At 63.8% G+C, this 13291-nt stretch carries 8 protein-coding genes; 2 read left to right on the top strand and 6 right to left on the bottom strand.

Translation table 11 applies throughout. The features are described 5' to 3' along the window. Positions 1 to 32: 32 nt before the first annotated feature. Both SA496_RS23835 and SA496_RS23830 read right to left on the bottom strand, forming a co-directional pair. Complete coding sequence (locus tag SA496_RS23835) at positions 33 to 1310, bottom strand: bifunctional O-acetylhomoserine aminocarboxypropyltransferase/cysteine synthase (protein WP_120654179.1); 1278 nt, start codon at positions 1308 to 1310, stop codon at positions 33 to 35. A 129-nt stretch (positions 1311 to 1439) separates the two neighbouring features. After that, positions 1440 to 2414, bottom strand: a complete 975-nt coding sequence (locus SA496_RS23830) for a sulfite exporter TauE/SafE family protein (protein ID WP_120654180.1) — start codon at positions 2412 to 2414, stop codon at positions 1440 to 1442. 250 nt (positions 2415 to 2664) lie between these two features. Here SA496_RS23830 and SA496_RS23825 point away from each other — a divergent pair, with 250 nt between their 5' ends. After that, a complete protein-coding gene (locus SA496_RS23825) occupies positions 2665 to 3366 on the top strand; it encodes an aspartate/glutamate racemase family protein (protein ID WP_162945866.1) in 702 nt (233 codons plus the stop codon). Between the two features lie 71 nt (positions 3367 to 3437). Here SA496_RS23825 and selO read toward each other — a convergent pair whose 3' ends face one another. From selO to SA496_RS23805, 4 genes are all read right to left on the bottom strand, one after another. Further along, a complete protein-coding gene (selO, locus tag SA496_RS23820) occupies positions 3438 to 4898 on the bottom strand; it encodes a protein adenylyltransferase SelO (protein ID WP_330114570.1) in 1461 nt (486 codons plus the stop codon). Between the two features lie 53 nt (positions 4899 to 4951). Next, a complete protein-coding gene (mscK, locus tag SA496_RS23815; RefSeq protein WP_120654182.1) occupies positions 4952 to 8293 on the bottom strand; it encodes a mechanosensitive channel MscK in 3342 nt (1113 codons plus the stop codon). 162 nt (positions 8294 to 8455) lie between these two features. Next, a complete protein-coding gene (locus SA496_RS23810) occupies positions 8456 to 10198 on the bottom strand; it encodes a potassium/proton antiporter (protein ID WP_218569227.1) in 1743 nt (580 codons plus the stop codon). Between the two features lie 308 nt (positions 10199 to 10506). Beyond that, positions 10507 to 12309, bottom strand: a complete 1803-nt coding sequence (locus SA496_RS23805; protein WP_120654184.1) for an acyl-CoA dehydrogenase — start codon at positions 12307 to 12309, stop codon at positions 10507 to 10509. Positions 12310 to 12445: 136 nt separating this feature from the next. On the opposite strand from SA496_RS23805, the gene SA496_RS23800 reads away from it, so the two are divergent. Further along, positions 12446 to 13285 carry a 23S rRNA (adenine(2030)-N(6))-methyltransferase RlmJ gene (locus SA496_RS23800; protein ID WP_120654185.1) on the top strand — a complete coding sequence of 280 codons (840 nt, stop codon included), beginning with the start codon at positions 12446 to 12448 and terminating at the stop codon, positions 13283 to 13285. Positions 13286 to 13291: the final 6 nt, after the last annotated feature.

The raw sequence follows: 13291 nt of genomic DNA, 5'->3' as shown, positions 1-13291 counted from the left end.
GCCGGGACCGGCAGAAATCAAGTCCTGGGCGGTTAGCTGCGGGAGGCGTCCAGGGCCTGAGTCAGGTCGGCGAGGATGTCGTCGATATGTTCGATACCGATGGACAGGCGCACCATGTCACGGCTCACTCCCGCCCGCGCCAGTTCTTCTTCGTTGAGCTGGCGGTGAGTAGTGGAGGCCGGGTGGCAGGCCAGGGACTTGGCGTCGCCGATGTTCACCAGGCGCACCACCAGGTTCAGGGCATCGATGAAGCGTGTACCGGCCTCAATGCCGCCGAGGATGCCAAAACTGAGGATGGAGGCCGGTTTGCCGCCGGTATATCGCTGCGCCAGGGCGTGTTCAGGGTGATCCGGCAGACCGGCGTACTTCACCCAGGCCACCTGCGGGTGCGCTTGCAGGAACTTGGCGACTTCGAGCGCGTTGCTGGTGTGACGCTCCATGCGCAGGGCCAGAGTCTCCAGGCCCTGGAGGATCAGGAAAGCGTTGAACGGCGACAAGGCCGCGCCCATGTTGCGCAGCGGCACAACGCGGCAGCGGCCGATGAAGGCAGCGGGACCGAAGGCTTCTGTGTAGGTGACTCCGTGGTAGGACGGGTCTGGCGTGTTGAGGAGCGGAAAACGCTCCTTGTGCCGGGCCCAGGGGAACTGTCCAGAGTCGACGACGATGCCGCCAATGCTGGTGCCATGGCCACCGATGTACTTGGTTAGCGAGTGCACCACGATGTCCGCACCATGCTCGAAGGGGCGGCAGAGGATTGGCGTGGCTACGGTGTTGTCGACGATCAGCGGCACGCCGTGGCGATGGGCCGCCTCGGCCAGGGCTGCAAGGTCGACGATGTTGCCCGCCGGGTTGCCGATGGATTCGCAGAACACCGCCTTGGTACGCTCATCGATAAGCGCCTCCAGGGCAGCAATGTCGTCATGGGCGGCGAAGCGCACCTGGATGCCTGAGCGTGGCAGGGTGTGCGCGAAGAGGTTGTAGGTGCCGCCGTAGAGCTTGGCCACCGAGACGACATTGTCGCCGGCCTCGGCCAGGGTCTGGATGGCATAGGTGATGGCGGCCATGCCCGAGGCGACTGCCAGGGCGCCAACGCCGCCCTCCAGCGCCGCCACACGCTTTTCCAGCACGTCGTTTGTGGGATTCATGATCCGGCTGTAGATGTTGCCGGCCACCTTGAGGTCGAACAGATCTGCCCCGTGCTGGGTGTCATCGAAAGCGTAGGAGGTGGTCTGGTAGATCGGTACTGCCACGGCCTTGGTGGTCGGGTCGGGGCTGTAGCCGGCGTGGACGGCGAGGGTTTCCGGTTTCATGCAGTGCGTTCCTTCGGCAGTTAGAGGCACGCAGCATGTGAAAACACGCCGGCCCCGGTCAATCCGTCGAAAGGACTGACAGGGGCCGGAGCTAGAACATTTGCTTCTGTACTTGGATCGTTGTCGCGATCAGGACAGCGATTTGTAGATATTGAAGGCGCTGATCAGGGTGATCAGGCAGCCGACGATGATCAGTAGGGTGCGCGGCGACAGTTTCTTGCACAGCAGGGCGGCGAGGGGGGCTGCGAAGAGACCGCCGAAGACCAGGCCGGCGACCATCTTCCAGGTATCCGGTTCGCCGGCCAGGAGGATGAAGGAAGTCGCGCTGGAGATGGTCAGGAAGAACTCCGCGAAGTTCACCGAACCGATCGTGGTGCGCGGGTCGGTGCCCGAGCCGATCAGGCTGCTGGTGACCACCGGGCCCCAGCCACCACCACCAGCGGCATCGACGAAGCCACCGAACAGGGCAAGCTTGGCCACGTGCTTGGGCGCTTTGCGCTTGGCTACATGGCGGTAGGCCTTGCTCAGGATGTACAGGCCCATCAGCAGCAGATAGGCGGAGATGAAGGGTTTGAGTGCAGCGCCATCGAACTGGGTGATCAGCACTGCGCCAAGTACGGCGCCGATGATGCCTGGCAGCAGCAGGCGTAGGAACAGGGATTTGTTGACGTTGCCCAGCTTCACATGGGAAATGCCGGACAGGCCGGTGGTGAAGACTTCGGCGATGTGCACGCTGGCGCTGGCCGCGGCGGGAGAGACGCCAGTGCTGAGCAGGAAGGTGGTGGCGGTGATGCCGTAGGCCATACCCAGGGCACCATCGATGACCTGGGCGAAGAAGCCTACGGCCACCGCGCTCCAGAAGCCCCTGCTGGTCAGGGCGTTCTCGATGATTTCGAAGCCGCTATTGCCGCCATTGTCGAAGAACAGACGCCAGGCGAGGAAACCGAGCAGGCCCGCCAGGATGAGGATCGCCGCCCACATTGCAGCCCGCAGGACCGGGTGGTCGTCGGGGTGGGAAACGAAATCTTCGACTGGCGGGATTCCCAGCGCTTCGTGTTCGGTGTTGATCGAACTCTGGCTGAGATCGAGGTCGCGAATCTTCATGCGGGCACAGCGCCTGACAGTGGGTGGTAGAACAGGCTGGAATAAGCAGGGGGCTGAAGATAATTGGCTTTGCTTAGAGAGTCTAAGAAGATTTGTGCAGGTTTATATTCCATTTTGTAAGAAGCAGGCGCTGCGATCATGCCGCGTCGGAATTGCCCGGTCTGTATCTCCCCGTTTCCTGGCAACTGTATTCCCGACTTGCGACGAGCCTGGACTAGTCTGGAGCTTTCTTGTCAGGGGAGTGGGTTTCATGCGCATGCTGGGTGTGCTGGGCGGAATGAGCTGGGAGTCCACGGTGACCTACTACCAACTGCTCAATCGCGGTGTTCGTGATCGCTTGGGCGGACTGCATTCTGCGCCGTTGCTGCTGCATTCGGTGGATTTCGCGCAGATCGCCGCGCAGCAGAAGGCGGGAGAGTGGGATGCCGCTGGCGAGGTGCTGGCGCAAGCCGCAAGGGGGCTGGAAGGGGCCGGTGCGACGGCCCTGCTGCTGGCCACCAACACCATGCACAAGGTCGCTGCGGCCGTCGAGCAGGCTGTGGATATCCCGCTGCTGCACATTGGCGATGCCGTTGGCGGGGCGCTGCGTGAGGGGGGCGTCGAGCGCGCGGCCCTGCTGGGCACCCGCTTCACCATGCAGGAAGATTTCTATCGCGAGCGCCTGGATCGTAACTTCGGCATCCAGGTGTTGGTGCCCGACGCTGAGGCGATGGTGGAAATCGACCGGGTGATCTTCCAGGAGCTCTGCGTGGGTCAGTTCCTGCCTGTTGCCCGAAGCTTCTACCTCGACCAATTGGCCCAGTTGAAGGCGCGGGGCGCGCAGGCCGCCATCCTCGGTTGTACCGAAATCGGTCTGTTGCTGGACGGCTGCGCCTCGCCACTGCCGCTGGTGGACAGCGCCGAGCGACATGTGGCGATGGGCCTGGAGTGGATGTTGGGTCGCCAGCCATGATTTGTAGGAGCCAGCTTGCTGGCGAAAAAACCGCCGTTCGCTATCAAGCTAGCTCCTACAGGGATCGCGGCTCAGGACGAACAGCTGATCTCCAGGTGCTTGCCCCATTCCGGCGGGCGCTCAGCAAAGCGTTCCATGCCTGGTTGTTCGTCGAAGGGGCGCGAAAGCACGGCATGCAGTTGGCGCACTTCGGCGTAATCGCCCTGCTGGGCGGCCTCGATGGCACGTTGGGCCAGGTAGTTGCGTAGCACGTACTTGGGGTTCACTGCATGCATTCGTGTACGGCGCGCTTGCTGGTCGTCACCATCCTGCGCCGAGCGAGCCTGGTACTCGGCGGCCCAGGCATCGAAGCCGGCGAGGTCGACGAAGTCTTCCCGCAACCTTTTCAGCGCCTGTTCGGGCGCCTCATCTCCCAGGCGGCGGAAGAACTGGCTGTAGTCCACCGCGCTGCCCTGCATCAGTTGCAGCAGACGCTGCACCAGTGCGTCGTCCGTTTCGGCGGCGGAGGTGAAGCCCAGGCGGCGGTGCATCAGGTCCTGGTAGTGCGCCTGGTAGAGCGGCAGGAACAGGTTGAGGGTTTCCCGCAGCTGTTCAACTTCGATGTAGGGCGTCAGCGCCTGGGCCAGTGCGGCCAGGTTCCAGTGGGCGATGGGCACCTGGTTGCTGAAGCTGTAGCGACCACCGTCGTCGGAGTGGTTACAGATATGGTTGGCGTCGAAGTCGTCGAGGAAGGCGTAGGGGCCGTAGTCGAAGGTGATGCCCAGGATCGACATGTTGTCGGTGTTCATCACGCCGTGGCAGAAGCCATAGGCCTGCCAGAGGGCGATCATCTCGGCATTGCGCTCCAGCACTTCGCGGAAGAAGGCGGCCCAGGGCTGCTCCTGTTCCAGGCAGTGGGGGAAGTGGCATTCGAGGACGTGCCGGCCCAAGGCTTCAAGCTGCTCGTGTTGCCGCGTGTAGTAGAAGTACTCGAAGTGGCCGAAGCGCACATGGCTGGGCGACAGGCGCAGCAGCATTGCGCCGCTTTCGCGGGTCTCCCGGTATACAGGCGTTGAGGAACCGGTCACGCACAGCGCGCGGGTGGTGGGAATGCCCAGGGCATTGAGGTACTCACTAGCGAGAAATTCACGTATGGAGCTGCGCAGCACTGCGCGACCGTCGCCCATGCGCGAATAGGGCGTCTGCCCGGCGCCTTTGAGGTGCAGGTCCCAGTGTTCGCCCGCCTCGTTCAGGACCTCGCCCAGCAGCAGGCCGCGACCGTCGCCAAGGCGCGGGTTGTAGACGCCGAACTGATGGCCGGAATAGACCATCGCCCGTGGCTCGGCATCCGCCCAGACCTTATGCCCGGTAAAGACTTCGGCGAACACCGGATCTTCGGCTACGGTCGGGTCCAGGTCGAGCAAGGCCATTGCCGCCGGGCTGGCAACCACCAGGCGCGGCTCGGCGAGGGGTTCAGGCAGCACCTCTGTGGAGAAGGCGTCACCCAAGCGGGCGAAGCGGTTGTCGAAGTTCAGCTCGTCGAGTTTTTTCATGGGTTCAGCTTGTCATGCCGCAGTGCAGGCTGGAAGTACGCAGGCAAAGCGGATCACCTGGCCTCCGGAACCGGGGTCTTGCCCTTGATCGTCACCTCGTCGACTGCTTCCTCTGCCTCCTCGACCTGCTTCTTGCTCCGGCGAGAGAGGGTGATGTCCATCTTCGGCGTACTGGACGTGTTGATGTCATGTTCCTTGAACAGCTCGTCGATGCGTCGGTTCAGTTCATCGGTGGCCAGGCCACGGTCGCTGAGTTCACGAACGTAGATCTTCAGCTCGTGGTCCAGGGTGGACGTGCCGTAGGTCTTCAGCTGCACAGTGGGCGCCGGGTCGCGCAGCACCCGCGTGTTCTCCTGGGTGGCTTGCAGCAGCAGTTTGCGCACGAGCTCAAGGTCGAGGTCGCTACTGCGGTTGACGCTGTACTCGAGCACGATCCGGGTGACGGTGTCGGTGAGGGTCCAGTTGATCAACTGGCTGGTGAGGAAGATCTGGTTAGGCACTATCACTTCCTTGCGGTCGCTGTCGGTGATGTGCGTGGCGCGAATGCGGATTCGGTTCACCGTGCCGGTGACGGTGCCGATAGTCACCAGGTCGCCGATTCGCACCGGGCGCTCGAACAGCAGGATCAGGCCGGAAATGAAGTTGGCGAAGATTGCCTGCATGCCGAAGCCGATACCGACGGAAAGCGCGGCCACCAGCCACTGCAGCTTGTCCCAGCTGACCCCGAGGGTGGACAGCGCACTGACGAAGCCGATGCCGGCGATGGCGTAGGACAGCAGCGTAGTGGTGGCGTAGGCGCTGCCCTGGGCCAGCTTGAGTCGCGACAGCACCAGCACTTCCAGCAGGCCCGGCAGGTTTCGCGCGAGCGCCGTGGTGATGCCGGCGATGATCAGCGCGCCCAGAACGTCGAGCAGGCTGATCGGTACCAGGGTGGCGGCGTCGCCGGTACCGCTGGAGTACTGGTATAGGGTGACCTGATCAAGGTAGGCGAACACACTGATGAGGTCGGCCCAGACCAGGTACAGGCCGGTAATGAACACGCCCAGCAGTGCCAGGCGGATCAGGCGCAGCGATTGCTGGTTGACCTTCTCGATGTCGAGGGCCGGCTCTTCCACCACCACTTCCTCGCCCTCGGCGTTTTCCTTGGTTTGCGCCTGGCGCTTGGCGAGCACGCGCTGGTAAGCCAGGCGCCGCGCCGCCACGGCGAGGCCGCGAACGAAGGTGGCCTCGACCAGCAGCAGGAGGATCAGCAGGTAAAGGGTGGTGATCAGGCGGTCGGTGAGCTTGAGCGAGGTGTAGTAGTAGCCGAAGCCCACCGCGACGATGAGCGCCAGCGGCAGCAGGGTGAAGGCGACGCCGATCAGCAGGCGGAAGGGCGAGGTCTGCTCGCGCATCGGTTCGGCGAGCAGCAGGTTGCTCAGTACCAGGGTCATCAGGGCATAGCAGCTGAGGACCACGAGTACGCCGATGATGTCGTCGGCGAGGGCGGCCGGCTGGTGTTCGGCCACCGTGACTATGGCTACCAGCGCCATGACCACGCCGCCGAGGCGACGGATCTGGCTGCGCAGGAACGCGACCTGCGGGCGGTCCCAGTGGAAGTGCAACTCGGCGACTCCGCCCGGGGCGAGGATGCGGTAGAGGGTGTAGAACACCATCCAGGCCTGACCCATCTCCATCAGGGCCGCCCCCAGGGTGGCGTTCTGGCCGCGGGCGTCGATCTGCAGGGCGAAGCCACAAAGGACGAAGAACAGGCTGACCGGCAGGGCCAACAGCACCGTGAGAAGCAGTGCCATGGGCGTGTGCAGCTGGCTGTCACGCTTGAAGTGGCCGACGTCCTGGTTGATTTCGTTGAGCTTGGCGTAGAGGTAGCGGCGCTTCCACAGCAGGCCGCCGATTACCAGCAACAGGGGCAAGAACAGCCAGGGGCGGTCCACCAGGCCTTCGCCCAGTTCGCGCACGCCCGCGCCCCAGGGCATATCGACCAGCTGGCGCTCCAGCAGGTGGGGGGCGGACTTGAGCCAGTTGAGGTCCAGCGGCTTGTTGCTGGGAATCCAGAACATCTGCTCGTCGAGGGTGTTGCGCAGGGCCTGGGACGTTTCCTGCAACTGCTTCTGGTTGAGCTGCAGGGTGATGGATTCGTTCAGCAGGTTGTTCAGCTCGCGGCTCAGACGATCGAGCAGCTCACTGCGGGTGGAAACCAGGTCGGTCAGGGTGGTGCGCAATTCCGGCGTGACCTGCTCCGGCGGCTGATCGGCGAGCAGGCTGTCGACGTAGGCCTGGGGATTGCCCAGCTTGTCGCGCTGCTGATTCAGCTCGAACTGGTAGAGGCGGATGTCGGCGATCTCATCGGCCAGGTTGGTGTCCAGGTGCAGATGGGGCAGGGCCTGCTTCTGCTGGTAGAGAATCTTGGCCAGCAGCAGGCTGCCCTTGAGCACGCTGATCTGCTCCTCCAGGGCCTGATCGGCCTGGCTGAGGTTGTCCAGTTGCTGGCGGGTCTGCAGGTTCTGCTGGGTCAGTTCATTCAGGCGGTCGGTGGAGCGCAGCAGGTAGTCGGACATCTTCAGGTTGATGGCGCTTTCCTTCGCCACCACGCTGTCCGGCGTGGCCTTGTCGGCGTCGCGGGCGAGTTCCGCCACCGTCTGCTCCGAGCTTTCCCGGCGCATCTCGTTGATCACCGACTGCAGATCCTGGGTTTCCTGTTCCAGTCGGCGGATACGCTCCATGAGCAGGTCGCGGCGGCTGTTGCCGAGATCCTGCAGCAGGCTGTTACCGGCGAGCTCCTCGCGGCGCAGTTCGGTCTGAGCGGCCAGGGCGGCAAGCTCGGCATTGAGCAGGCTGCGCTGTTCTTCGCTGATGGTCTTGCCCGCCTCCTTGCCGGACTTGAGCGTGGCGTTGATCTGCTGGGTGCGCGACTGGTTGCTGCTGATCTCGGCCTGGGCCCGCTCCGGGCGGGTTTGGGAGGTGATGATCAGGCTGTTGGCTTCGGTCAGCGATTTCTGCAGCTCGGCGAGCTCGCTGCTGCGACTGTCCAGCAGCTTTTCCAGCTGCCCGAGTTCGGACTTGCCGTAGCGCTCCTTCACCGGTACCGGCGGACTGGTCTTCAGGCGTGCGAGTTCACGTTGGGATTCGCCGACAAGACGGGGAGCGCTCTCCAGTTGGCGCTTGAGGGCAGCGAGGGCCTGCTCGCTCTCCTGCTTGCTGGAGATGAAGGACTGGGTCTGCTCCTCGATCGAGGGCTTGGCCACGGTTTCGGCGCCAGCGGTCTTGCTCTCGGCAGGCGCGGCGGCCGGCTTGGGCAAGCCGGGGGTGGCAGGGGTGGCGGCTTGCAGGTAGGCCGGCGTCAGGCAGACGCCCAGCAGGGCGGCAGCGAAAAAGGTGCGCAAGGAAGCAATCATCGCGATCGGGCAGCTCGGGTTCGAATGCGGCTAATGATATGCCACGACGGCCTTTGCGGGGCTGCCGGGCACGAGCGGTTGTGATCCGGGGCGCGTATTGGCGAACCCCATGGTTTCCATGGCGGGGGCCTAGACCTGAAAGTGCCGTCCTTGAGGGTTTCCCTAGAGGAATAGCCCCGGTCGGCTCTGACCTTCGGGGAATTTGACGCCTACTTTGCGCACCTTGTTCCCTTCCATCAGAGCAACGGTCCAGGTCAGGCCGTTCCACTCCACCTGGTCGCCAACCACCGGCTCGCCGCCGATTTCATGGGCGATGAAACGACCAAGAGGCTGCTGGCCGTCCTGTTCGCCGAGCTTGAGGCCGTAGAGCGAAGCCACTGCGGATAGCTGTGCGTCGCCTTCCAGGACGAAGTCGCCGAAGAAACGCAGGTCCAGACCCCGCTGTGGTGCCTGGCTGAACAGCTTGCCCAGCGCTGAAAGGTCATGCTCATGGCCGACTACGCAGAGGATGTCGCCGGCTTCCAGGGTGGTACTGCCCGAGGGGTGCAGCAGTTCCTTGCCGCGGAAGAGTGCAGCGATGCGTGTGCCTTCAGGCATCTTCAGTTCGCGCAGGGCGGCGCCAATGCACCACTTCTCGGCTCCCAGACGGTAGACGAACAGCTCCCACTCACTGGTGGGGTGTACTTCCAGGCCGGCCCGGGAAATGGGCGCAGGCTCAGGCGGCACGGTCACGCGCAGGAGTTTGGCCGCCCAGGGCAGGCTGGTGCCTTGCAGCACCAGCGAGACCAGCACGATGAAGAAGGCAACGTTGAAGAAGAGCTGGGCATTGGGAAGCCCGGCCATCAGCGGGAATACCGCCAGAATGATGGGCACCGCGCCACGCAGACCGACCCAGGCGATGAAGGCCTTCTCGCGGTCATGGAAGGCGCGGAACGGCGCCAGACCAAGGAAGATCGACAGCGGCCGGGCGATCACGATCATCCACAGGGCCAGGCCCAGGGCCGGCAGGATGATCGGGAAGAGTTCGTGGGGTGTCACCAGCAGGCCCAGCACAAGGAACATGCCGATTTGTGCCAGCCAGGTCAGGCCATCGAGAATATGCAGGATGCCGTGGCGCGAACGGATGGGCCGGTTGCCGAGGAACAGGCCGAACAGGTACACCGCGAGGATGCCGCTGCCATGCACGGCGTTGGTCAGGGCGAACACCAGCAGGCCGCCCGCAACCACCAGCAGGGGGTAGAGGCCGTTGGCCAGGGTCAGGCGGTTGATCATTTGCAGCATCAACCAGCCGCCGGCGAAGCCCATCACGGTGCCGACACCGAACTGCTGGATGATGTGAACGACGAAGGTCCAGCTGAAGCCACTCTGGCCGGTTGCGAGCATCTCGATCATGGTTACCGTGAGGAACACGGCCATGGGGTCGTTGCTGCCGGACTCGATTTCCAGGGTGGCACTGACGCGCTCGTTGAGGCCGCGCCCACCGAGCAGGCTGAAGACCGCCGCGGCGTCAGTAGAGCCGACGATGGCGCCGATCAGCAGACCTTCCAGGGTACTCAGGTTGAACAGCCAGGCGGCCGCGACGCCGGTCAGCCCGGCGGTTACCAGCACACCGACCGTGGCCAGGGACAGCGAGGGCCAGAGTGCCACCCGGAAGGTGGCCGCGCGGGTCCGCATGCCGCCGTCGAGCAGGATGATCGCCAACGCCAGGTTGCCGACCAGATAGGCCTGGGAATAGTTGTTGAAGACGATACCGCCGGGGCCGTCGCTGCCGGCGAGCATGCCAACCACGAGGAACACCACCAGGATGGGGACGCCGAAGCGAGATCCGAAGGCGCTGACCAGAATGCTCATGCCTACCAGCACCGCGCCGATCAGGAACAGGCTATTGACGGTGGTGGCATCCACTGGCGGCTCCTTGCAAATGGGGGGATGGAAAAACGGCATGCAGGGGCGCATGCCGAGGAATTCTAACCTGCCGGTGGCAAGGCCCTGCAAGATTTCATGCAGGGTTCTTGCCAGCGTCGGGAAGCCCTTGGGCAGGAGAAGTGGGTCGAGGTTCCCCGGAAGCGAGGCAAGCGTCCGAGAAGAGTGCGTTAGCGGAGTTGCGACGGCAGGAATTCCGATCCGTCTTGCACGGCCGTTTGCGATGTTTTGCTACGCGCAATAAAAAAGCCCCGCATGTGCGCGGGGCATGAAGAACCCTGGAAAAAGGGCTAGAACCAGTTGTCCTGCATCGCCAGGCAAGTGTCGTCGCGGGCTTCCAGCAGGGCCAGTTCATGATGGCAGCTGGGTACTTCCCAAGTGAGGAAGTAGCGCGCGGCTTGCAGCTTGCCCTGGTAGAAGTCGATGTCTGCCGCGTTGCCTCGGGCCAGGCCCTGTTCGGCGCGGATCGCCTGTTCGAGCCAGCGCCAGCCAATCACGGTGTGACCGAAGACCTTCAGGTACAGCGCCGAGTTGGCCAGCGCCTGGTTGACCTTGCCCTGCATCAGGTCGCCAAGCAGCGCCAGGGTGACGTTGGACAGGCGCGCCAGCAGGTGTTCCAGCGGCTGGCGCAGGGCGTTCAACGACTCGTATTCGGCGGCACGTTCGCAGCAGCCCTGGATCATTCGGGTCAGTTGCTTGAGGCCGGCGCCTTTGTTCTGTGCCAGTTTGCGGCCCAGCAGGTCGAGGGACTGGATGCCGTGGGTGCCTTCGTGGATCGGGTTCAGGCGGTTGTCGCGGTAGTACTGCTCAACGGGATACTCGCGGGTGTAGCCGTGGCCGCCGAGGATCTGGATAGCCAGTTCGTTGGCCTTGAGGCAGAACTCCGAAGGCCAGGACTTGACGATCGGAGTGAGCAGGTCGAGCAGCTCGTGAGCCTGCTGGCGTTCCTCTTCGGTGGCCAGGGTCTGGGTGTCGTCGAACAGGCGCGCGGAGTACAGGCCGAGATCGAAGGCGCCTTCCACGTAGGCCTTCTGGGTCAGCAGCATGCGGCGCACATCGGCGTGCTGGATGATCGACACCTGGGGCGAGGTCGGGTCCTTGCCGTCCGGCAGGCGACCCTGGGGACGTTCGCGGGCGTACTCCAGGGAGTAGAGGTAGCCGGCGTAGCCGAGCATCACCGCGCCCATGCCGACGCCAATGCGTGCTTCGTTCATCATCTGGAACATGTAGGACAGGCCGGCGTGGGGTTTGCCTACCAGGTAGCCGACACAATCGCCGTTATCGCCGAAGTTCAATGCAGTTGATGTGGTGCCACGATAGCCCATCTTGTGGAACAGGCCGGCCAGGATCACATCGTTGCGCTTGCCAAGGGAGCCATCATCGTTGACCAGGAACTTGGGCACGATGAACAGCGAGATGCCCTTCACGCCGGGCGGTGCGTCCGGCAGCTTGGCCAGCACCATGTGGACGATGTTTTCCGACAGCGGGTGGTCGCCGCCCGAGATGAATATCTTGTTGCCCTTGATGCGGTAGGTGCCATCTGCGGCAGGCTCCGCGCGAGTGCGGATATCCGACAGCGACGAGCCGGCGTGCGGTTCGGTCAGGGCCATGGTGCCGAAGAAGCGGCCGTCGATCATTGGCTGCAGGAAGCGCTGCTTCTGCTCATCGCTGCCGAAGCTTTCGATCAGATTGGCCGCCCCCATCGTCAGGAAGGGGTAGGCCGAGCTGCCGACGTTGGCCGCCTGGAAATGGGCGAAGCAGGCCTGGGACAGCAGTGTGGGCAGCTGCATGCCGCCCTGTTCGAAGCTACGCGTGGCGTTGAGGAAGCCGGCCTCGAGGAAGGCGTCTACCGCAGGTTTTACTTCCGGGATGAGAGTGGCGGCGCCGTCGACGTACTCCGGCTCCTGTTCGTCGCCCTTGCGGTTGTGCGGGGCGAAGAATTTCTCGGCGATGCTGCGGGCGGTGCCCAGGGCGGCGTCGAAGGTTTCGCGATTGTGATCGGCGAACCGCTCGCGCTGGGTCAGGGCTTCGGCGTCCAGGACTTCGTAGAGTTCGAAGGCCAGGTTGCGGGAACTGAGCAGGGTCTCGGACATGGTGGCTCTCCGGTGGAATCAGCCGAGTCTAGGTCGGTGAATGAAAGGCGCCTAGCAACATCCATGAGCGTGATAAAGGGGGTGAAGCCGTGATTGGGCGCTGGCTGGTAGAATGCGCGCCTTGCGAGGATTCCCCATGAACTACCGTCATGCCTTTCACGCCGGCAACCATGCCGACGTGCTCAAACACTTCACCCTGGCCCGTCTGATCGCGCTGCTGTCGCGCAAGGAGGCTCCCTTCGCCGTCCTCGATAGCCACGCCGGCGTTGGTCTCTATGACCTCCTGGGCGACCAGGCCAGTCGCACCGATGAATGGCGCGAAGGCATCGGTCGTATCTGGGATTTGCCCGACCTGCCCGCGCCCATGGCTGATTACCTGCGGGTGATCCATGAGCTGAACCCGGACGGTAGTCTGCGCTACTACCCGGGCTCTCCGGAGCTGGCGCGGCGCCTGACCCGACCCCAGGACCGCCTGCAACTGAACGAGAAACATCCGGTAGACGGCCAGCTGCTGAAGGACAACATGGCAGGCGACCGTCGGGTCGCCGTGCACCTGGGCGAGGGCTGGCACCTGGCGCGGGCACTGCTGCCGGTGCCGGAAAAGCGCGCGCTGATGCTGATCGATCCGCCGTTCGAACAGGCGGATGAGCTGGAACGCTGCGTCACGGCGCTCAAGGAAGCCATTGGCCGCATGCGTCAGACCGTGGTTGCCATCTGGTATCCGATCAAGGACCAGCGCCAGCTCCGGCGCTTCTATCAGGGGCTGCAGGCCAGCGGCGCGCCCAAGCTGCTGCGCGTGGAGCTGCGGGTGCACGCGACCGACACTGCAGACTCCGGATTGAATGGTTCCGGGCTGGCCATCGCCAACCCGCCGTGGGGCATCGAGGACGAGCTGCGCCAGACCCTGCCGTGGCTCGCGGAACACCTGGCGCAGAGCAAGGGCGGCTGGCAGCTGGATTGGTTGATCGAAGAGTGAATGTGT

Origin of the sequence: Pseudomonas sp. JS3066, from assembly GCF_036328175.1 — a bacterium.
In the GTDB taxonomy this organism is placed as follows: Bacteria; Pseudomonadota; Gammaproteobacteria; order Pseudomonadales; family Pseudomonadaceae; genus Metapseudomonas.
This window is presented reverse-complemented; position numbering and strand designations above follow the sequence as displayed.